Annotated in this window: 18 protein-coding genes; 4 read left to right on the top strand and 14 right to left on the bottom strand. The window is 68.6% G+C overall.

What is annotated here, in order from left to right:
- Positions 1 to 77: 77 nt before the first annotated feature.
- Entirely contained in the window at positions 78 to 1,250 is a 1,173-nt protein-coding gene (locus tag AC07NC_RS03515; protein ID WP_494568601.1) for a cell wall hydrolase, read from the top strand.
- A gap of 46 nt (positions 1,251 to 1,296) precedes the next feature.
- Here the strand turns inward: AC07NC_RS03515 and nadC are convergent, their stop codons facing one another.
- The 4 genes from nadC to nadA are packed head-to-tail and all read right to left on the bottom strand — an operon-like array spanning position 1,297 to position 5,678.
- Positions 1,297 to 2,112, bottom strand: coding sequence for a carboxylating nicotinate-nucleotide diphosphorylase (gene nadC, locus AC07NC_RS03510; RefSeq protein WP_494568658.1), 816 nt, complete (start codon positions 2,110 to 2,112; stop codon positions 1,297 to 1,299).
- A gap of 41 nt (positions 2,113 to 2,153) precedes the next feature.
- Positions 2,154 to 3,686 carry an L-aspartate oxidase gene (locus tag AC07NC_RS03505; RefSeq protein WP_494568600.1) on the bottom strand — a complete coding sequence of 511 codons (1,533 nt, stop codon included), beginning with the start codon at positions 3,684 to 3,686 and terminating at the stop codon, positions 2,154 to 2,156.
- Entirely contained in the window at positions 3,686 to 4,576 is an 891-nt protein-coding gene (locus AC07NC_RS03500) for a metalloprotease (protein WP_494568599.1), read from the bottom strand. The genes AC07NC_RS03505 and AC07NC_RS03500 overlap by 1 nt, the downstream gene beginning before the upstream one ends.
- Positions 4,577 to 4,598: 22 nt before the next feature.
- A complete protein-coding gene (gene nadA, locus AC07NC_RS03495; RefSeq protein ID WP_035310761.1) occupies positions 4,599 to 5,678 on the bottom strand; it encodes a quinolinate synthase NadA in 1,080 nt (359 codons plus the stop codon).
- Positions 5,679 to 5,886: 208 nt separating this feature from the next.
- Here nadA and ilvA point away from each other — a divergent pair, with 208 nt between their 5' ends.
- Positions 5,887 to 7,401: a threonine ammonia-lyase, biosynthetic gene (gene ilvA, locus AC07NC_RS03490; RefSeq protein WP_494568598.1), complete on the top strand. Its 1,515-nt coding sequence runs from the start codon at positions 5,887 to 5,889 to the stop codon at positions 7,399 to 7,401.
- 58 nt (positions 7,402 to 7,459) lie between these two features.
- Here the strand turns inward: ilvA and AC07NC_RS03485 are convergent, their stop codons facing one another.
- The 6 genes from AC07NC_RS03485 to AC07NC_RS03460 all read right to left on the bottom strand — a co-directional run bounded on the left by AC07NC_RS03485 (position 7,460) and on the right by AC07NC_RS03460 (position 11,215).
- A complete protein-coding gene (locus AC07NC_RS03485; protein ID WP_494568597.1) occupies positions 7,460 to 7,858 on the bottom strand; it encodes a baeRF12 domain-containing protein in 399 nt (132 codons plus the stop codon).
- A gap of 65 nt (positions 7,859 to 7,923) precedes the next feature.
- On the bottom strand, positions 7,924 to 8,454 hold the full coding sequence (locus AC07NC_RS03480; RefSeq protein ID WP_494568596.1) for a methylated-DNA--[protein]-cysteine S-methyltransferase: 531 nt from the start codon (positions 8,452 to 8,454) through the stop codon (positions 7,924 to 7,926).
- Complete coding sequence (locus tag AC07NC_RS03475) at positions 8,447 to 9,517, bottom strand: bifunctional transcriptional activator/DNA repair enzyme AdaA (RefSeq protein ID WP_494568595.1); 1,071 nt, start codon at positions 9,515 to 9,517, stop codon at positions 8,447 to 8,449. The genes AC07NC_RS03480 and AC07NC_RS03475 overlap by 8 nt, the downstream gene beginning before the upstream one ends.
- A gap of 69 nt (positions 9,518 to 9,586) precedes the next feature.
- Positions 9,587 to 9,796 carry a helix-turn-helix transcriptional regulator gene (locus AC07NC_RS03470; RefSeq protein WP_494568594.1) on the bottom strand — a complete coding sequence of 70 codons (210 nt, stop codon included), beginning with the start codon at positions 9,794 to 9,796 and terminating at the stop codon, positions 9,587 to 9,589.
- The gene (locus tag AC07NC_RS03465; RefSeq protein ID WP_494568593.1) at positions 9,786 to 10,469 is read right to left on the bottom strand and encodes a hypothetical protein; all 684 of its coding nucleotides are present in this window, start codon (positions 10,467 to 10,469) and stop codon (positions 9,786 to 9,788) included. The genes AC07NC_RS03470 and AC07NC_RS03465 overlap by 11 nt, the downstream gene beginning before the upstream one ends.
- A 44-nt stretch (positions 10,470 to 10,513) precedes the next feature.
- A complete protein-coding gene (locus AC07NC_RS03460) occupies positions 10,514 to 11,215 on the bottom strand; it encodes a hypothetical protein (RefSeq protein ID WP_494568592.1) in 702 nt (233 codons plus the stop codon).
- 112 nt (positions 11,216 to 11,327) lie between these two features.
- On the opposite strand from AC07NC_RS03460, the gene AC07NC_RS03455 reads away from it, so the two are divergent.
- Positions 11,328 to 13,958, top strand: coding sequence for a M14 family metallopeptidase (locus tag AC07NC_RS03455; RefSeq protein ID WP_494568591.1), 2,631 nt, complete (start codon positions 11,328 to 11,330; stop codon positions 13,956 to 13,958).
- 103 nt (positions 13,959 to 14,061) lie between these two features.
- Positions 14,062 to 14,391, top strand: a complete 330-nt coding sequence (locus AC07NC_RS03450) for a hypothetical protein (protein ID WP_008261145.1) — start codon at positions 14,062 to 14,064, stop codon at positions 14,389 to 14,391.
- Positions 14,392 to 14,430: 39 nt separating this feature from the next.
- Here the strand turns inward: AC07NC_RS03450 and AC07NC_RS03445 are convergent, their stop codons facing one another.
- The 4 genes from AC07NC_RS03445 to AC07NC_RS03430 all read right to left on the bottom strand — a co-directional run bounded on the left by AC07NC_RS03445 (position 14,431) and on the right by AC07NC_RS03430 (position 20,966).
- On the bottom strand, positions 14,431 to 16,206 hold the full coding sequence (locus tag AC07NC_RS03445; protein WP_494568590.1) for an SLC13 family permease: 1,776 nt from the start codon (positions 16,204 to 16,206) through the stop codon (positions 14,431 to 14,433).
- An 88-nt stretch (positions 16,207 to 16,294) separates the two neighbouring features.
- Positions 16,295 to 17,407 (bottom strand): HAAS signaling domain-containing protein, encoded by a 1,113-nt coding sequence (locus tag AC07NC_RS03440; protein WP_494568589.1) that lies wholly within the window; start codon positions 17,405 to 17,407, stop codon positions 16,295 to 16,297.
- A gap of 26 nt (positions 17,408 to 17,433) precedes the next feature.
- Positions 17,434 to 17,793, bottom strand: a complete 360-nt coding sequence (locus AC07NC_RS03435; protein WP_494568588.1) for a PadR family transcriptional regulator — start codon at positions 17,791 to 17,793, stop codon at positions 17,434 to 17,436.
- 143 nt (positions 17,794 to 17,936) lie between these two features.
- Positions 17,937 to 20,966, bottom strand: coding sequence for a TonB-dependent receptor domain-containing protein (locus AC07NC_RS03430; protein WP_494568587.1), 3,030 nt, complete (start codon positions 20,964 to 20,966; stop codon positions 17,937 to 17,939).
- Positions 20,967 to 21,139 lie beyond the last annotated feature (173 nt).

The raw sequence follows: 21,139 nt of genomic DNA, 5'->3' as shown, positions 1-21,139 counted from the left end.
GCGACCGTCAGAGTCGCCCAGCAGGCGAGACTACCCCGGGGGCAGCGTTTCTCGCCCTGCTGAACAGGACTAACTCGTTGTCGCATTCCTCTCAGACGCGCGCCGCGTCGCGCGCCGATCGTGTGGCGAAGATCAAGCCCATGACGGCTGCAGCGGCCTTTGGCGGTCTGGTGGGACTGGCGATCGGCGGCGCCTATCTGGGCGGAACCCTGGCGCAGGCGAATACGCTGCGCGCCCAGGCCGAACGGATTCACGGCGCCACCGCCGCCGGCTTCACCGAAGAAGCGCTCTCGGCCGCCGCCGGGGGCCTGGACGCCAGCGCGCTCTCGATCGCACGCCGACACGATCCCTATACCAGCGCGGGCGCCGCCCAGCGCGACCGCCAGGCGGAACTCCTGGCCGCCCGCCTCGACCAGTTGAACGACAACCGCGATCCGAACCTGCGTCGCGCCAATCTGACCACGCCGGTCGGCGCCCGGCCGTTCCGCATGGCCAACGCCCTGGACGCCAGCCGCGATCTCGATTGCCTGACCCAAGTCGTCTATTACGAAGCCCGCGGCGAAGGCCGCGACGGCATGAAGGCCGTGGCCCAGGTGGTCCTGAACCGCGTCCGCCACCCCGCCTTCCCCAAGACCATCTGCGGCGTCGTCTATCAGGGCGCCGCGCGCCGCACCGGCTGCCAGTTCTCGTTCACCTGCAACGGCGCGATGCGCGGTCGGGTCAACTCGGGGGCCTGGAACCGCGCCAAGAGCATCGCCTCGGGCGCCCTGTCGGGATCGGTCTATTCGGCCGTCGGCAACGCCACCCATTTCCACACCACCGGCGTCTCGCCGGTCTGGCGCAACTCGCTGATCCGGGTGAACCAGGTCGGCAGCCACCTCTTCTATCGCTTCGGCGGACGTTCGGGCGCCAGCGGGGCCTTCACCTACGCGGCGCGTCCCTCGACCGCGGGCGACCAGCCCCGTCTGATCCAGGCCGGGCTCGATCCGGTCGAGGCCGCCCGCCAGGCCGGACAGGCCGTGGCCTATTCCCTGGTCCTGGCCCAGGAAGGCCTGTCCGCGCCGGAACCGGCAGCCCCCGCCGCTCAGCCGCGCCCGCAAGCCCAGCCGCAACCGGAAGCCGCCTCGCGCGCCCAGCCGTCGCCCCAGCCGGCCGCCCAGACCGCCGCCGCCCGCACGAGCCGCCCTGCGGTCACGTCGGCCAAGGCCGCCGCAAAGGTCGAGGCCACGGACGTCTCCAACCCGGTCTGATCCATGGACGGGAGCGGCTTCGAGGGGCCGCTCCCGCTCTAAAGGCTCAAAGCGCGTCCAGACCGATGTCCAGCACGGGCGCGGAATGGGTCAGGGCCCCGACCGAGATCACGTCCACCCCGGTCTCGGCTATGCCCCGCACGGTCGTCAGATCGACCCCGCCCGAGGCTTCCAGCGTCAGCCGTCCCGCGACCCGCGCCACGGCGGTCCTCAGATCGTCCAGGCTGAAGTTGTCCAGCATGACCACGTCCGGCGCCGCCCCCTCGGCGATCAGGCCCAGCACCGCCTCCAGCTGATCCAGCCCGTCGACCTCGACCTCGACCTTCATCAGATGGGGCGCAAAGGCCCTGGCCCGGCGGACCGCCTCGGCCACCCCGCCGCACACGGCCACATGGTTGTCCTTGATCAGAATGGCGTCATCCAGGCCGAAGCGATGGTTGATCCCCCCGCCGCACGCTACCGCATGTTTCTCCAGCGCCCGCAGGCCGGGCGTGGTCTTGCGCGTATCCGCGATCCGCGCCTGGGTCCCGGCGACCGCCTGAACATAGGCCCGCGTCAGGGTCGCCACGCCCGACAACCGCCCGACCAGGTTCAGCGCCGTCCGCTCGGCCGACAAAAACGCCCGAGCATTCGCTTCGACCACCGCCAGCACCGCCCCCACCTCGAAGGCCGCGCCATCGCTGCGCTGCAGATCGACCGACGCCTTCGGATCCATGGCCAGCACCGCCAGCCGTACACAGTCGATCCCCGCCAATACGCCCGCCTTGCGCGCCACGAAGCCCGCCTTCATCCGGGCGTCTGCGGGAATACAGGCCAGGGCCGTCACATCGCCCGCCCGGCCCAGATCCTCGGCCAGGGCCATCCGCACGACCGGCTCGATCAGCACATCCGGCAGGGACCGGCTCACGCGGCGGGCTCCAGCACGGCCGGACGCATCGCCGGGCGCACATTCCGCACCCGCGTATGGTCCGCCACAGCCGCCGTCTGCGGATAATCCGAGCGATAGTGGCCGCCCCGGCTCTCACGCCGATCCAGCGCCGCCTGCACGACCAGACGCGCCGCCTCCAGCGCCGCCGCCGAGCCATACTGCGCCTCCAGCCGGTCGATCAGGGCGATCAGGCCCGACAGGCCCGCTTCATTCCGCACCACCCCCGCATGAGCCGTCATCGCGGTTCTCAGCTCGGCCATGGCCGCCTCGGGCAGGTCCGGCGTGACCTCGACCGGCGATGGCCGTCCGCCGCCGGTCTCCAGCGCCGCCGCCTGTCCTGCACGCCGCCCGAAGGTCGCCGCCTCCAGCAGGGAGTTGGACGCCAGCCGGTTCGCCCCATGAACCCCGGTCGCGGCGCATTCCCCGACCGCATACAGGCCCGCGACCGTGGTGCGTCCGTCGGCGTCGGCGGCGATCCCGCCCATATGATAGTGGCAGGCCGCCATCACCGGGATCGGACTGATGCGCGGGTCCAGGCCGCTGCGCATACAGGCGGCGAACACGGCCGGAAACTCGTGCGGGAAGGCCTCGCCGATGGCAGTGCGCGCATCCAGATAGGCGCCCCGCCCCTCCATCCGCGCGGCATGGACCGCCCGCGCCACCACGTCGCGCGCCTTCAGGTCCGCGTCCGGCGCCTCGCCCAGCAGGAACCGGCCCTCGCCGTCGATCAGCCGCGCGCCCTCGCCGCGCAAGGCTTCAGTCGCAAGCGGCGCGGGATCCAGCCCCACGTCGATGGCCGTGGGGTGAAACTGCACGAACTCGGGATCCAGGATCTCCGCCCCCGCCCGCGCCGCCAGCGCCAGGCCTTCGCCCTTCAGGGTCGCCGGCGTCGTGGTGGCCGCGAACAGACCGCCCGCCCCGCCGGTGGCCAGAACCACCGCCGTCGCCGTGATCTCGACCAGACGCCCGCCCGGCCCGCGCGCCGCCACCGCCCCGACCACCCGGCCGTCGGCGTCCAGCAACAGGGCCTTCAGCCGCGCGTCTTCCCAGACCGTGATCCGCTTCTCGGCCCGCACCGCCGCGACCACGGCCGACAGGATGGCCCGCCCGGCCCCGTCGCCGCCGACCCGCGCCACCCGCGCCACCGAATGGGCGGCCTCCAGACTGACCACGAAGCCGCCGTCCGCGTCCCGGTCGAACGGCGCGCCCAGGGCCGCCAGCCATTCCACCGTCTCGCGCCCGGCATCGGTCAGGGCCCGCGTCGCCGTCGGCTCGACCAGACCCGCGCCCGCCGCCTCGGTGTCCTTCGCATGCAGTTCCGGCGAATCCACAGCCGTCAGGGCCGCCGCCATACCGCCCTGCGCCCAGGCGGACGAACAGGCGTTCAACAAGGGCTCCGGCGTCAACACCAGAACCTCAGCCCCCGCCCGCGCCGCTTCCAGCGCGGCCGACAGGCCCGCCAGACCGGCGCCGACGACCAAGGGCCCGTCATGTCGCGTTCGGTTCATCAGCGCACTCCAAGAGAGTTCAGGCCAAGGCTCACCGCCCCGGCCGGATCGCCCCCGACCATGGGCAGCAATGCGCCCAGGGCCGCCGCCGCGCAGACGGCCAGGGTCAGCAGGTACAGGACCAGGCTCTTGCCCGCCTCGGGCCAGCTCAGCGTGCCCCAGGCCGCGCGCCAGACGCCGCGCTTCAGATGGGCGAACACCGACAGGGCCAGGAAGGCGGCCAGGATGAACCGGCCCGTGGACAGTCCCCACCAGACCACGGCCACGCCGATGACCAGCAGCACGATCTGCTCCAGCCGCGGATGCACCCGCGTCAGCACCGGCCCCAGGGCTCTGGATCCGTCCAGCGGCGGCGCCGGGACCAGGTTCACCAGGTTCAGCATGGCGATGAAGAAGGCGCCCATCAGCCATTCGCCCTGCCCGGTCGCCAGCCACACCCCGACAAACGGGATCATGGCCAACAGACCGAACGCCGGGCCCGCCAGCGAAACCAGCACCCCGTCCCATTCGCTTTTCGGCTCCCGCCGCGCCTTGGCCAGCCCGCCCAGGAAGGGAATGATGTAAATCCGCGCCGGCCCCATCCCCATCCGGTTCATCGCCAGGGCGTGCCCCGCCTCATGGACGAACAGGCCGATCAGCACGGCGCCCGCCACAATGGCGCTGCCGGTGATCCACCACAGGAAGCCGCCCATCAGGGCCGTGGACAGCAGGGCCCAGACCAGGCTCTGATCCTTCTCGACCGGAATCTCGGCCGGGGCTGCGGGGGCGGCGCGCACGGCCGGGTCCTCGGGCTTGGGATCCCAGGGGCCGGGGATGCGATCAGGCGTACGGTTCGGGGTGTCGATATTGCTCATGACGTCCAGATGGGCGCAGCAACCGGTCCCGACCACGAGACCGATCGCCGCGTCTCGCTCAGATCAGCTCCACATCGACGTGATGGCGCGCCTTGACCAGGTCATAGCGCGCCGGAACGGCGGGCGGCGGCAGGTCGATCATCCGCTGCACCGCCAGCCGCCCGCGTTCGATCATGTCGGCCGGAACCGTCACCTCGAACTGCATGTGCAGCAGGCAGTCGTGGATGTTCTGCAGCGTGATCCGCTTCATGTGCGGGCACAGGTTGCACGGGCCGATGAACTGAACCCCCGGCACGTCGCCGGCGACGTTCGAGGCCATCGAACATTCGGTGATCATCACCACCTGTTTGGGCCGACGCGCCTCGACATAGTCGGTCATGGCCGCCGTCGAACCGGCGAAGTCCGCCGCCGCCAGCACGTCTTCCGGGCATTCGGGGTGGGCCAGAATCTCGGCCCCCGGATAGGCGGCGCGCATCTCGGCGATGTCGTCCACCGTGAACCGTTCATGCACCTCGCAGCGGCCCTTCCAGGCGATGATCCCGACCGTCGTCTGGGCCGCCACATTGCGCGCCAGATATTCGTCGGGGATCAGGATGACCCGGTCCACGCCCCATTCCCTGGCCGCCCACTCGACCACCTGGACGGCGTTGGCGCTGGTGCAGCAGATGTCGGTCTCGGCCTTCACATCGGCCGTGGTGTTCACATAGGTCACGACCGGCAGGCCCGGATAGCGCGACTTGATCAGCCGCACGTCCGCCCCCGTGATCGACGACGCCAGCGAGCATCCCGCCCGCAGATCGGGGATCAGCACCGTCTTTTCCGGGCTCAGGATCTTCGAAGTCTCGGCCATGAAGTGCACGCCCGCCTGGACGATCACCTTCGCATCCGACCGCGCGGCCTCCTTGGCCAGGCCCAGGCTGTCGCCGACATAGTCGCCGACCCCGTGGAAGATCTCGGGCGTCATGTAGTTGTGGGCCAGGATCACGGCGTCGCGCTCGCGCTTCAGCCGGTTGATCTCGCTGATCAGCCGCGCCTGTTCGGGCCACTCCAGCGGCGTGACATGGTCCTTGACCTTCGCCCACACCCCGGCGGTCTCCCGCTCCAGTTCCTTCGTCAGACCAAAGGCGCCGTCCGCCATGAGCCTCTCCTCTCGACCCTTATGCTCAAAGTTAGCATAAGCGCATCCAATGTAGGCCGATGGGGCCCGCGCGCAAGAGAAATCATCGCGTCCCCGCCAAGCACGGGAGACTCGCCGCCTTGAGCGCACGAACCTTTCACAAATGGGGCAAAATCGCCTAGACGAACGGCGGCTTCATTTCCTCACCCACGCCTCGACCGACATTTTGATGCAAGACACCATCCGCCGCATCCTCACCGCCCGCGTCTATGACGTGGCGGAGGAGACCCCGCTTGATCCGCTGCGCCGCCTGTCGGCGCGGCTGGACCGGCCCGTGCTGCTGAAGCGCGAGGATCTGCAGCCGGTGTTTTCGTTCAAGATTCGCGGCGCCTACAACAAGATCGCCGGCCTGTCGCAGGCCGAACTATCCAAGGGCGTGATCTGCGCCTCCGCCGGCAATCACGCCCAGGGCGTGGCCCTGGCCGCCGCCCGTCGCAACATCCCGGCGACCATCGTCATGCCGACCACCACCCCCGGCATCAAGGTCGCCGCCGTCCGCGCCCTGGGCGGCGAAGTGGTCCTGCACGGCGACAGTTTCGACGAGGCCTACGCCCACGCCCGTTATCTGGAGAGCCAGACCGGCGCCGCCTTCATCCACCCCTTCGACGACCCCGAGGTCATCGCCGGCCAGGGGACGGTGGGGCTTGAGATCGCCCGCCAGCACGCCGACCCCATCGAGGCCGTCTTCGTGCCCATCGGCGGCGGCGGCCTGGCCGCCGGCGTCGCGTCCATCATCAAATTCCTGCGCCCCGACACCCGCGTCATCGGCGTGGAACCGGTCGACGCCCCCACCATGAAGGCCGCCATCGACGCCGGCGAGGTCGTGACCCTGAACGAGGTCGGCCTGTTCGCCGACGGGGTCGCCGTGCGCCGCGCGGGGACGGAGACCTTCCGCCTGTGCAAGGACCTGCTGGACGAGATCGTCCTGGTGGACACCGACGCCATCTGCGCCGCCATCAAGGACATCTTCGACGACAGCCGCGCAATCGCCGAACCCTCGGGCGCCGTGGCCCTGGCCGGGCTCAAGGCCTGGGCGGCCGCCCACCCTGGCGCAGGCACGCTGATCGCCATCAACTCGGGCGCCAACCTCAACTTCGACCGGCTGCGCCATGTCGCCGAACGGGCCGAGATCGGCGAGGGCGCCGAGGCCCTGCTGGCCGTGGCGATGAAGGACGACCGCGACGACTACCGCCGCTTCCTCGACAGTCTCGACGGCCGCTCGGTCACTGAATTCAACTATCGCTGGTCCGGCGACGGCCACGCCCAGATCTTCGTCGGCGTCGCCCTGCGGAACGGCCCGCACGAGCGCGACGACCTGATCGCGACCCTCCGTTCCGGCGGCTACGCCGTCGAGGACATGAGCGACAACGAGACCGCCAAACTGCACGTCCGCTACATGGTCGGCGGCCGCACCGTCGGCCTGCCCCACGAACGCATCCTGCGCTTCCAGTTCCCCGAACGGCCCGGCGCCTTCCTGCGCTTCCTCAACAGCCTCCAGCCCGCCTGGGCCCTGACCCTGTTCCACTACCGCAACCACGGCGACGACGTCGGCCGGGTGCTGGCCGGCGTCAGCGTCCCGCCCGAAGAACAGGCCCAACTGTTCGCCGCCCTCGCCGACCTGGGCTACCCCTATGTCGACGAAACCGCCAACCCCGCCTGCCGCCTGTTCCTGGACGGCGTCTAGACACGCCGAGGGCGGCGACCGTCTCCGGTCGCCGCCCTCAAACCCGCCCTGATTCAGCTCAGGCCTTTTCGATCGCCGCCGCGATCTGGTCGCTGGAGTGGCCGGTCAGGTCCTTGGCGATCTCGCCGGCCAGCTTGGATTCCAGATCCTTGTGCCAGTGCTTGCGCAGCTCCCCCAGAGTCTTGGGCGCCGCGATCACCAGCAGTTCGTCGATCTTGTTCGTGACCGACCATTTGTTCAGCACCTCGGCCACGCCCATGGCGAAACCGTCCTCGGCCTGGGTGTCGTTGTCCGGGTTGGCCTCGCTGGAACGGCGGCCGGACGAGCCGGAAACCCGATCCTCCATCGCCGGAATCTCCAGCGGCGACAGCCGGATTTCCTCGGCGTTCGTGTTCTTGAACAGGACCAGCTTCTCGCCGTCGACCACCGCCACCAGGGCGCCATTGGATAGTTTCATCGTCGATACTCTTTCGGTCTGTGGACTTGGGTAACGGTCGGGGACCGATGCCGTTGCCTCGCCGATCAGAGCAGCCGGCCGCCGGCCTCGTGCGCCAGCAGCCAGCGCTTCCGCTCCAGCCCGCCCGCATAGCCGGTCAGGGTCCCGTTCGCCCCGATCACCCGATGGCAGGGCACGATCACCCCCACCGGGTTGGAGCCGTTGGCCAGACCCACCGCCCGCACCGCCCTGGGCGACCCGATCGCCGCCGCCAGCTGCCCGTAGCTGCGCGTCTCGCCCGCCGGAATGGCCCGCAGCGCGGCCCACACCGCCTGCTGGAACACGGTCCCGCCGGTCTTGACCACCACCGCATCGAACGCCGCCAGATCACCTTTGAAATAGGCCTCGACCGCCCGACGCACCGCCTCCGGCGCCCGCCCCTCGACCAGTTCGACCGGGCCGTAGTGGCGGTGCAGCAGCCGGCGCATCCGGTCTTCGTAATCATGGAAATCCAGCGCCCGCACCGCCCCCTCGGCGTCGGTCGCCACCAGCACCTCGCCCACCGGCGAGGCGATCCGATCCAGGGTCAGGGTCATCGGCGTTGATTGTCTAGGCATCGGCCGTCTCCGTCACACGGTTCCAGTACAGGGCGCCATAGGCGCGCCAGGGGCGCCAGGCTTCGGCCCGCGCCGCCAGGGCCGTATCCACGGTCGCAAGCCGGTCGCTGGGCGCATCCTCTCCGGCGTCGATCCAGTCCCCCGCCGGCCTCAGCCCCGGCCAGGCCTCAAGCGCCGCACGCAGGTCCGGATCCGCCGACAGGTCCCGCCGGATCGCCCTGGGATCAGCCGCCAGATCGAACACCCGCCGCACCCGCGCCAGCACGCCGGGCAGGGCTTTCAGTTCGTCCACCCGCGCCTCGACCGCCGCCTTGCCCTCAGACCCCAACCGCACGGAGACCTCGCCGTCCGTCCCGTCCGTCGCCGCCCGCAGCCTGCGCCGCCAGACCCCGTCGGCCACCGCTTCGTCCGGGGCGGCCCGCGCCGCCAGGGCCGACATCATCGCGCTCCAGTCATAGGGCGGGCGATAGGCCAGGCCCAGCTTCACCGGGCCTCCGCCCTCGCCTTCCGCCTTGCGCCGCCGCAGTTCCGACGGCGGACGGCCATACAGGGCCTGGAAGGTCTCGTTGAACCGCCGCACGCTGCCGAAGCCCGACGCCATCGCCACCTCGGCCATCGACAGGTCGCTCTCGTGGATCAGCTGTTTGGCCAGCAGCACGCGCCGCGTCTGGGCCACGCTGACCGGCGCCGCGCCCAGGTGCTGGCGGAACAGCCGCCGCAGATGCCGCTCGCCCACCCCCAGCCGCGCCGCCAGGGCGTCTGCATCGCCCCCGTCCAGCGCCCCCGCCTCGATCAGGGCCAGGGCCCGGCTGACGGTGTTCGACGTGCCGCGCCACGCCCCCATCTCGGGCGCCGTCTCGGGCCGACACCGCAGGCAGGCGCGAAACCCCGCCGCCTCCGCCGAGGCCGCCGTGGGATGAAACACCACATTCTCGCGCCGGGGCGTTCGCGCCGGACAGACCGGCCGGCAGTAGATCCCCGTCGAGGTCACGCCGGTAAAGAACCGCCCGTCGAACCGGGCGTCCCGCGCCCCCAAGGCCCGCCAACAGGCCTCCTGATCCAACGACTGTTCCATAACCCGCAGGATGGCGGCTCAGCCCGGCGATGTCTCGCGGTTTTCGGACATGGATGCTCAGTCCTTCAGATAGAAGATCGCCTCGACCGTCGTGTTCAGCGCCCGCGCCAAATCCAGGGCCACAATGGTCGAGGGGATGAAGACCCCGTTCTCCACCGTATTGATCGTCTTGCGCGACACCCTGGCGGCGTCGGCCAGTTGAGCCTGGGTCAGGCCGGCCGCCGTGCGGACCTCCTTCAGCCTCAACCCCAGCCGACTACTCCCCATCGCCGGACGCCTCTCGATCCAGAAGCGCGAACCGCAAGGCCGCCGCCCCCGCCGAAGCCAGCAGCGAGAAGGCCAGCACCAGCGGCGTCCAGTTCGGCGCCCACACGCTGGCGGCCAGCGCCAGGGTGGCGCCCGCCATCAGGACGATGAAGGCCAGGCCCGTCGCGCGCGCCCGGATATGACGGGACAGTTCGTCGTCGAGGAATTTCTTCACTTTCCGCGAACCGCCGTCCCACTCCATCACCGTCATAACAATGATCCAGCTAACTGTGACGGCCATCAGCAATGGAACCACAGCCTCACTGACACGCCCGGCGAGCAGATTGTCCGAGAAGCCAATGATCATGATCACGTCGATCAGAACCACCAGGCTCATGGTGAACAATTGGATGGTTCGATTCCGTTGAACGCGATCCCGATACGTCATGATCGCATCCAGGCGTCGCCGATCTTCGCCGGGCTTGCTGATCCAGGCCAGGATCGCCCCGACCAGCATGGCGACGCCGCCCGCCGCCGCGACCGCCGTGGCCCATTGCGCATCACCACTATCTTCGCTGGCGGCCAGCGCGCCGATCCCGACGATGCCCAGCGTGAAGACCACCAGGGCGAACCCGTACCGCCGGCGGCGGCGACGCTCACGCGCCAGGGCCGCCTCCTTCTCATGCTCATCCATAGGCGACGCTCCTCAAGACTCTCCGCCCGCACTCCGATTGCAAATCAGCCATCGCGCCCGGCCTCCCGATCCAGCCAGGCGAACCGCAGCCCCGCCGAGGCCCCGCCCAGAGCCAGGACATAGGGCAAGGCCATGACCCCGTACTGGGGACGCCACAGCCCCAGGCCCAGCGCCACGGTCAGGCCCGCCATCAGCACGACGAAGGCCAGGATCATAGATCTGGCCCGCATGAGCTGGGTCAGCTCGTCTTCCAGGAACCGGCGGTTCTTGCGTGTGTGTGCGTCCCAGCCCATGACGATAAGCGGGATCAGCCAGCCGTAAAGAACCGGCAGAAGAACCTGCACATAGGCGCCCAGATTATGGTCTCCACCCAGGATCCGCTCCATCGCCCGATGCGCCTGAGCCATGAAGAGAAGTAGCACCACGGGCAGCATCACCAGCTGTTGGGTGCGCGCCCGCTCCAACTTGTCACGCCGCGCCCCTTCTCCGCTCGCCGCCACGATGATTGACTGGCCTGGACGCGCGCTCCACGCCCAGATCGCCCCGATGAGCGTCAGAGCAAATCCGATCCCTGTCGCCACGCCCGCCGCCGTCGCCTCATCGCCTTCTACGCCGGAAACCATCGCGAACCCCGCGCCGCCGACCATGGCTACGGCGCCGACGACGGCCAGGGCGAGCGCCGTCCACCAGCACCGTCTTCTTTCCAGTTTCACGCGCTGGATCGCTTGATCGTCGCTGTTGCTCATGTCGCCCTCCTGACGTAACCTTGAGGTGACATATCACCTATAGGTTACACGTCAAGACCGTTTTCTTTTTCCGTGCCCCGACTAAGGTGTCCGCCTCCCGGGGGGTCAGTTCATGTCCAGTCATCGTCGTTCCGTGCGTCCGCTCGCCTTCAGCCTGGCCGGCGCCTGCGCCGCCGCCTTGCTCGCGGTCCAGCCCGTCTCGGCGCGCCAGACCGCCGCCGACATCCCCACCGTCCGCCAGACCCTGGGCTATGACAGCGGTCAGGAGATCACGCGCGCCGCCGACGTCCGTCGCTATTTCGAAGCGCTGAAGACCGCAGCCCCCGACCAGGTCGCCATCGGCGACTATGCGACGAGTTGGGAGGGCCGCCCCCTGTTCTGGGCCGCCGTCGGCTCGCCCGCCAACATCGCCCGGCTGGACCAGATCAAGGCCGACGCCCGCGCCCTGGCCGATCCGCGCCGCACCTCGCCCCAGCAGGCCGCCGCCCTGATCGCGGATCAGCCGGTCCTGGTCTGGATGGCCTATTCGGTCCACGGCAATGAGATCAGCCCCGCCGACGCCGCCATGCAGGCCGCCCGTCGCCTGCTGACCGACCCGACCGCCCAGGCCTGGCTGGCCAACACCGTCGTCGTCTTCGTCCCGACCCAGAACCCGGACGGGCGCGAGCGTTTCCTCAACAGCTTCGCCTCGGGCCGCGGCTCCCTGCCCAATCCCGACCCCGCCTCGGCCGAGCGGGACGAGCCCTGGCCCAGCGGCCGCTACAACCATTATCTGTTCGACCTGAACCGCGACTGGTTCATCCAGACCCAGCCCGAAACCCAGGGTCACGCCGCCCTGGTCCGCGACTGGCGGCCCCAGGTGGTCGTCGACAGCCACGAGATGGGCTCGGACGAGACCTTCTTCTTCCCGCCCGAGGCCGAGCCGCTGAACCCGTGGATCTGGCCGCGCACCCTGGAGAACCGCGCCCTGTTCGGCCGCAACACCGGCGCCCGGTTCGATGCGGCGGGTCTGGCCTATTTCAACCGCAAGGTCTTTGACGCCTTCTATCCCGGCTATGGCGACGGCTGGCCGGGTTATCTGGGCGCCGTCTCCATGACCTACGAGGTCGGGTCGGCCCGGGGCCTGGCGGCCCGCCGCAGCTCGGGCGAGGTCTTCACCTACGCCGACACGGTGCGCGCCCACCTGACCGCCACCCTGGCCACCATCGAGACGGCCTCGCGCAATCACGACCGGCTGCTGAACGACTTCTACGCCTATCACCGCGACGGCGTGGCGGGACGGGGCGCCTATGTTCTGTCGCGTGCGTCGGATCCGGCGGCGGCGGACCGTCTGGCGGGCCTGCTGGTCCGTTCGGGCATCGAGGTCTGGGTCGCGCGCCAGGCCTTCGCCTGCGCCGGCCAACACCGCGCGGGCGACTATGTGATCAACCTTGCCCAGCCCCAGCGCCGGATGGCCGAGGTGCTGCTGACCCGCGACGTGCCTGTCCCCCCCGACTTCCTGGCCGAGCAGGAGCGCCGTCGCGCCCGCGGCCTGGGCGACGAGATCTATGACGTCACAGCCTGGTCTCTGCCCTTGATGTTCGGCGTCGATGCGACCCGCTGCGACAGCGCGCCGAGCGTCGCCGTCGAGGCGCGCGGCCCCGAACTGGTCACCCCCGCCGCCGTCCGGAACGCCGAGGCCCGCTACGGTTTCCTGGTCGCGCCCGGATCGGCCCAGCCCCGTTTCCTCGCCGCCGCCTTGCAGGCCGGGCTGACGATCAGCTCCGCCGACCAGCCCTTCACCCAGAACGGCCGCGACTGGCCCGCCGGAACCCTGATCCTGCCGAAGGCGGGCGCGCCCGCCGACCTGATCGCCACCCTGAACCGCCTCGCCGCCGACACGGGCGCCGAAGTCGTGGGCGTAGACGAATCCTGGGTCGAGCGCGGCGCCGGCTTCGGCTCCAGCGACGTGGTGCGGCTCCGCGCGCCCCGCATCGCCCTGGCCTGGGACAGTCCGACCGCCCCCGACGCCGCGGGCGCGACCCGCTGGCTGCTGGAACGCGACCTGGGCTATCCCGTCACCGCCATCCGCACCGCCAGCTTGGGCGAGGCCGACCTGGCCCATTATCAGGTCCTGATCCTGCCCGAGGGTCGCGACTACGCCTCCGTCCTGGGCGAGGCCGGGGTCAAGGCGTTGCACGACTGGGTCTCGCGCGGCGGCACCCTGATCAGCCTGGGAACCGCAACCCGCCTGCTGGCCGACGCCGACAGCGACATGCTGGCCTCGCGCCGCGAGGACGGCGCCTTGGACAAGGACGAGGACAAGCCCGCCGCCCCCGCCCGGATCGCCAACCAGACCGACTACGCCGCCCTGCTGGCCCACAGCGACCACGGCCCCGACTCGGTCGCCGGCGTCCTGGCCCGGGCCCATGTCGATCCCGACCACTGGATCGGCGCCGGCCTGCCGTCCGAGTTGAACGTCCTGGTGCGCGGCGCCGACATCTACGCCCCCCTGAAGCGTGGCGAAGGGACCAACGCCGTGCGGTTCGAAGGCTCGGACCGCCTGCTGGCCTCGGGCCAGCTGTGGGCTGAGAACCAGGCCCAGCTGGGCTACAAGCCCGTGGTCATGGTCGAGTCCCTGGGGTCGGGCCAGATGATCGCCTTCACCCAGGATCCGACGGTGCGCGGCTATCTCGAAGGCCTGAAGCCCCTGTTCGCCAATGCGGTGTTCAAGGGGCCGGCCCATGTCTCGCCGCGCTGGTGAAGTCCCTGACGCCTGATCGCGATCAGGACTGGACACAGGCTCAGACGCGCATAACCTCGTTTTTCGCCCGCAGAGGCGCAAATAGAAAAATGGGAGTTACGCCTTGGTTCGTCTGTCTGTTTCCAAACTCGTCTCGATCGGCGCCTCGGTCGGGGCCGCCGCCGCCCTGTTCGCCGTGGGCGCCGTCGCTGTCGCCCAAACTCGTCCCGATCCCCAGCCGGCCGTTTCCGGCCGCGCCCTGCCGGTCGGCAGCTATCGCGAGACCTGCCGCAACATCTCGCTGAACGGGGATCGGCTGCGCGCACGCTGCATCGCCAAGGACGGCCAGTCGGTGGCCTCGACCCTCAGCGTCCGCGCCTGCCGCGGCGCCCAGGTCCGCAACGACAACGGCCGCCTGACGTGCGACGCGGCGCCCGCCGCCCGCACACGCTGACGCCCGCCCCGGCCCCGGATACGCCGGGGCCGGGCCCGATCACATGGGCCAGAACAGCAGGATCGCCGGCGGCCCAATCACCAGCACCAGCAGGCTCAGCGGCGCTCCCAGCTTGGGATAGTCCGAGAACTTGTACCCGCCCGGCCCCATGACCAGCGTATTGCACTGGTGCCCGATGGGGGTCAGGAAGTCACACGCCGCCCCGACCGCCACGGCCATCAGGAAGGGGTCGGGCCGATAGCCCAGTTGCTGGGCCAGGGTCGCCGCGATGGGCGCCACCACCAGAACCGTCGCCGCATTGTTCAGGAAGGGCGTCACCGCCATCGCCGCGAACATCATGCCGGCCACCGCCACCACGGGCGGTATGCCCTGGAAGATCGACTTCAGCCCCCCGGCGATCAGATCCGCCCCGCCCGTCTGCTGGATGGCGTCCGACACCGGGATCAGGGCGGCGATCAGCACCAGCAGCGGCCCGTCCAGCGCGGCGTAGGCCTCGCGCATCTTCAGCCCGCCCAGGGCCACGATCACCACCGCTGCGCCGAAGAAGGCGATGGCCACGGGGATCAGGCCGAACCCCACCATCACCATGGCGACAGCCAGAACCACGGCGGGCAGGAACTTCCGCCGCTGGCCGCCCAGCCGCATGTCCCTTTCCGCCAGGGGCAGCAGGCCCAGGGTCGCCAGCCGCCCCGGCAGGCCGGCCTCGGACCCCTGCAGCAACAGCACATCCCCCGCCTGCAGCTTGGCCGTCCGCAGATGCTGCGTCAGCTCATAGCCGCTGCGCGACACCCCCAGCAAGTTCAGCCCGTATTGGCCGTACAGGTCCAGCGACCGCACCGACTGTCCGGTCAGGGACGAGTCCGCCCCGATCACCGCCTCGACCAGATGGACCTCGTCCTTGGCCTCCTCCAGCAGCACCGGCCGGTCGCCGCGCACCAGCTTCAGCTTGGTGGCGACGATGAATTCCTCCAGCGCCTCCTGGTCGCCCTTGATCAGCAGGGTGTCCCCGGCCCGGATCAGGGTGTTGCCGCGCGGCCGGGCCTTGCGCTTGCCGTCGCGGATCAGGGCCATCACCTGGATCTCGTCCGGCGCCATGGCCTTCAGGGCGCTGATGGGCTTGGTCGCCAGCGTCCAGTCGTCGGGCACGCGCGCCTCGGTCAGATAGGCGTTGGCCGACAGGGCCGCCGACAGACCTATGGTCCCCGTCCGGTCCTTGGGCAGCAGCCGATAGCCGAACGTCAGGAACACCAGGGCGGCCCCCGTCAGGATCAGGCCCACCGGCGCATAGTCGAACATCTGGAACGGCGCCCCGACCATGTCCTGACGCACCTCGGCGACCAGGATGTTGGGCGCGGTCCCGACCAGGGTCACCATCCCCCCCGCCATGGCCCCAAACGCCATGGGCATCAGCAGCCGCGACTGTTTGGTCCCGGTGCGCCGGCTGACCTGCAACGCGACCGGCATCATGATGGCCAGGGCGCCGACGTTCTTGGTCACCATCGACAACAGGGTCACGGCCGCCGTCAGCACCGGCACCTGGCTGCGTTCGGTCTTCAGGTGCGGCAGGATCCGCTTCAGGGCCAGTTCGACGATGCCCGACTTGGCGAAGGCCGCCGACACCACCAGGGCGCAGGCGATGATCACCGTCACATCGTTGGAAAAGCCCTCGAACGCCGCCTCGGCCGGGATCACCCCGATGGCCAGACCCGCCACCAGGGCCGCCACCGCGACTAGGTCATACCGGAACCGGCCCCAGATGAAGGCCGCCACCGTCAGGCCGACCAGGCCGAAGGCCAAACCCTGTTGTAGTGTCACTCAGTTGCTCTCGCCCCCGGCCGCCCAGCGCCGCCGACGGACAGCAACGGCGGAAACGGCCGGAGGTTCAACACATCGCCGGCGTCCGCTATCGGCCGACGACCAGCCGCCCCGCCGCCCGCAGGATCCGCCAGATCTCGGCCAGGAAGGCCCAGACCACGATGATCATCAGGATCGCCGCCAGACCGCCCGCGTCGTCCGCCGTGGGATGGAACAGCGCCCGCGCCCGTTCGGCGAACTCCGTCACCGTCCCGACCCAGATCACCGGGCTCAGCGGCGACCAGAACCACAGCCACGCCACGCCCCAGGCCGCCGCGGCGCCGAAGGTCATGTCGCCCAGGGCCGTCAGCCGCACATTCCCCCCCGACGCCGCCCGCGTCAGGTCGAACAGGATTCGCGCCACGACGAACAGGGTCACGGGCCAGTAGGCCGCGTCGACGACCTGGACCAGGACCCGGCCATAGTCGACGCCGTCCACAACGCCGGCCAGTTCCTCCGGCCGGATCGAGGCCATCGGCAACAGGCCTGTCCACCACAGCAGCAGCACGCCCCAGGCGATGGCGCTGGACACCGCCCGCGCGGCCGGCGACATCTCGGCGCTCTTGCGCACCGCCGGCCCCGACTTGGCGGCCGCGTCTTCGCGCAGCGTCGCCCCGCCGCGCGCCAACCGCTCGCCCCAGGTCTCGGCGTCGATGTCGCCGCCCAGTTCGAACAGGCCCAGATCCTTGACCCGCCATTTGGCGATGAAGTCGGGCTTCTTCTCCTGCCGCTCCAGCACGAAGCCGATCAGGGTCACCACCCCGATCACCGACACCGCCCCGCTGAACAGGCTGGCGAAGGCCTGGCCTATCGCCTGACCCGCGTAGATGTCGCCGGCCAGCACCCGCGCCGCCAGTCCGATCAGGGTGACGCAAACCATCACCAGCAGCGCCGTCTTCACCGCGAACAGCCACCACGGATACAGCTCCGGCCCGATCAGCGCCTGCGGCCCCGACCGATACCGCGCCGCCACCGTCAGCGGATGGCCGACCTCGCGTAGCAGGGCCTCGACCTCGTCGTCGCTCGGCGCCCGGCCCAGCCGCGCCTCCAGCGCCTCGAGCCGCCCCATGATCTCGTCGCGCAGCTCGGCGACGATGTCCTCGCGCGTCGCCTTCGGCAGCTGGGCCGCCACCGCCTTCAGATAGGATTCAACCAGGTCCATCCCACGCTCTCCCTCTTTCCCGATGTTCACAGCATCTTCTCCAGCGAGGCCGACAGGCCCCGCCATTCGGCCGCCAGCCGCGCCAGCATGGCCTCGCCGCGCGGCGACAGACGGTAGAACCGCTTCCTGCGCCGCTCCTCCTCGCGCCACTCGCTGTCCAGCAGCCCCTGGCTCTCCAGCCGGCGCAGCAGCGGATACAGGGTGCTCTCCTCCATCTCGACCCCGACCTCGCCCAGGGCGACCCGCAGCGAATAGCCGTATTGCTCGCGCCGCAAGCTCGCCAGCACGGCCAGGATCAACGACCCCCGCCGCAGCTCCAGCCGCAGACTCTCGAACAGCAGTTCCTCATCCTGACTCACCCGCCTGCTCCAACCGACGCGCCACATAGTGTGTGATACACAGTGTATGAGACATACTGTGCGAGAGTGTCAAGCGGCGGCGGGGGGCTCTCTAACGTCATGGGCACAAAAAAGGGCGGCGGACCGAAGTCCGCCGCCCCTATTTCAGCCCGGGAAAAAGGGCGTTCGACTTAGAACGACTTCGTCAGGTTGATGAAGGCCGAGCGGCCAAAGTAGTCGTAGCTCGAAGACAACGGCACATTACCGACGCGGCTCGCGTACCCGGTCGTGATATAGGGCGGATCTTCGTTAAGCAGGTTGCGGACACCCGCCGTCACAGACCATTCTTCAGTGCGGTACTGTATGGATGCACTGTGCAGGTAGTAGTCGTCAACTTCAGTATCGATCCCGTAGTCATTGATCAGGGATGCGCCGTAACGGTTCTGGTAGTAGTCTTCGTAGCCGGACGCTGCGATCCACTCAAGCCCGTAACGAACGCGCCAGTTATCCCACGAATAGGTGGCGTCGAAGGTGGCCGAAAACTCGGGCGTGCCGATGGTGCCGACATCATCATAGATGGGGTCGTCGGCAAACAGCGTGCTGTAGCGCTCGGTCATCTGAGTTACGTTCAGATTGAACAGGGCGGTGCCCGGTCCGAAATCACGGCGATACCGAGCCGTGTAATCCAGGCCCTTCACCACATCCGTCGCGACGTTGACGTAGCTGTCATAGACGGTGAGAGAGTTGGTGCTGGCATTGCGATCAACCAGGGCGCAATAGCCCGAGTCCGAAGCGAAATCAGACGCCGACGAGTTATAGCAGAAGCTCATGATCGCGCCGGAGCCGATCCGAGACACGCCATTGTCGATCTGGATTTCATAATAGTCGACTGCGAACGACAGATCGCCCCATCCCGACGGCAGGGTCGGCTGGAAGATGGCGCCAACAGTCATGTTGTCGGAGGTTTCCGCCTCAAGACCGGCAGCCGCGCCGCCCGAGGTGACCACGCGAACGCTGCTGGTTTGAACGAAAGTCGACCCCAGACCTTCGGCGGCGCAGTTAGCGACAACAGCGGCAGGATCGTTCGGCGTCAGTTCCGAACAGGGATCGTTCGCCCCAGAGATAAAGCCACTGGTGGCGCCGACAAACTGTTCGAACAGCGCAGGCGCGCGATACGACGTGCCGTAGGTGCCGCGCAGCGAAAGCCAGTTCACCGGCGTATAGACCAGACCGACCTTGTAGGTCGTGTCTTCGCCATACGATTCATAGTCGGTGTAGCGGGCCGAAGCGCTCAGGGTCAGGGCCTGAGCGAAGGGCAGGTTGGCCAGAAGCGGCGCCTCCAACTCACCGAACACTTCCCAAACCTGATCCGAACCGCGCGTGATGCCTGCGGTCGAGAAGCCATAGATATTGGAATTCTGCATATCCAGGGCGGGCGTGTCGTCGATTGAGGCTTCACGCCATTCTGCACCGATGAAGGCCGAAACCTCACCAGCAGGCAGGGTGAAGAGCGGACCATCCAGACCGACGCTGACGACCTTCTCAGTATATTCCGTGGTGCCGGTGATCGGGCGGAAGACATAGTTCTTCCAATCCTCCGGCAAATCGCCGCCGACCGTGGCCGACGTCAGGAAGGGCGCCGGAATACAGCCCGCCGTCGGATCGGTGATGTTGACCCGGCAGGTCACGGTCCCGGTCACGCCGGTGGACAGAACGCCCGTGCGCGTCAAGCTCGCCGGGGTGCCGGCCGGCGCGATGACCACGTCCAGCGAGTTCTGCAGCAGGTCCGTGATGAACTGCTCGTACATGTACTCCGACTTGGACTTCGTATAGCTGGCATAAGCATCATATCGCCAGTTGGGCACGATGAAGTCGCCACGAATGCCCACGACTTCCTTATTGAAATCGACGGTCTGTTCGCTGTCGTACGTGCCATAACCGATGAAGGCGCGAACGCCGACGCGGGCGTTGGCCGCCGGACCTGTGGTTGGGCTCAGGCCCTGATTGGCAGAGAAGTTCGAAGCCGTCAGGCTGGACGGGATCAACAGGTTACCGCGGTAGTAGTCGAGAGCGAGTTGACGATAGCCGACTTGCGACGACTCACGGCGGTTGAACAGGACTTCGCCATACAGCTCCGCATTGCCCAGAGCCTGCAAATCATAGGCGCCTTCGGTGTACAGCGTCGTCACCGTAACCGGCGACATCAGCGACTCCTTCAGCATGTCCTCTTCGAAGCTGTCGCGGTCGTAATAGCCCACGCCTTCGAACCCGACGAGGCCCGTCGTTACAGCCGAGTTCGGCCGCCAGCGCGTGAAAGTACTGGCTGTCGAGGTATTGCCCGGACCAGCGACGCCGGCCAATGCACTGGTGCCGATGGTGTTGATGGTGACGCCGCCACCGTCGATCGTGTAGCATTTCGGCTTGCCGGTCATCGGATCGATGAAGTCCGAACCGTCAGCGTAGCCATCGACCGCGCAACGCGCCCAGTCGCGCGCGCCCAAGGTCATTTCCTCGCGGTTCATATACTCGGCCGAACCGGCGACGTGCCAACGATCACCGTTGGTGCCGGCGACGATCGATACGCGACCTTGCTGGCCTTCGCCATCTGCGTCGAGCGGGGCGTTATACTGCGCCTCAAGGTTGATCCCGTCGATGTTGTTGCGGGTTATGATGTTGACGACACCGGCGACGGCGTCGGAACCATAGATCGACGAGGCACCGTCCTTCAGGACTTCGATACGCTCGACCATGGCCGAGGGCAGCACGTTCAGGTCGGCCGAACCCACCGAACCGCGCGAACCCGCCGGCGCAACGCGACGGCCGTTCAGCAGGATCAGGGTGCGGGTGGCGCCCAGGCCGCGCAGCGACAGGGTGTTGGCACCCGGACCGCCGTTGGTGACATAGCCGCCGTAGGCGTTGTTGATCTGGTCCGTACCGCCGGAGATGGCGGTGCCCTGCAGGACATCCGTGGTCGAGGCGAAACCAGCCAGCGTAGTTTCGTCGCGCGTCACCACCTGAACCGGCGAGGGCGAGTTATAGTTGTCGCGGCGCAGGCGCGAGCCGACGACCACCACTTCTTCGACAGTGGCGGCTTCATCCACCTCATCTGTGGTGGTTGGCGTCGACTGTGCGAACGCCGTCGGCGCGAAGCCGATCACAGCCGCAGCCGCTAGGCCCGCGACCATGGTCGAACCCAGCAATTGGTTCTTGAATTTCAGCATACTCAGTGCGCCCCTCTTTCAAATCATCACGCGTCGCCTCGTCGAAACGGGCAGACCGATGACGCTCTTATAGGGCGGCCGACACAATGCGACAGAGATATGGTCGCCTTCTCGCCACTTTCCACGCAACAAAGTTACATTTTCGCCACACAATCGTGACAGAAGCGTGTTGA

It is taken from the genome of Brevundimonas sp. GW821-FHT10A07 (assembly GCF_059415785.1).
Note: the sequence above shows the minus strand (reverse complement) of the source record. Positions and strands in the feature narration are given on the sequence as shown.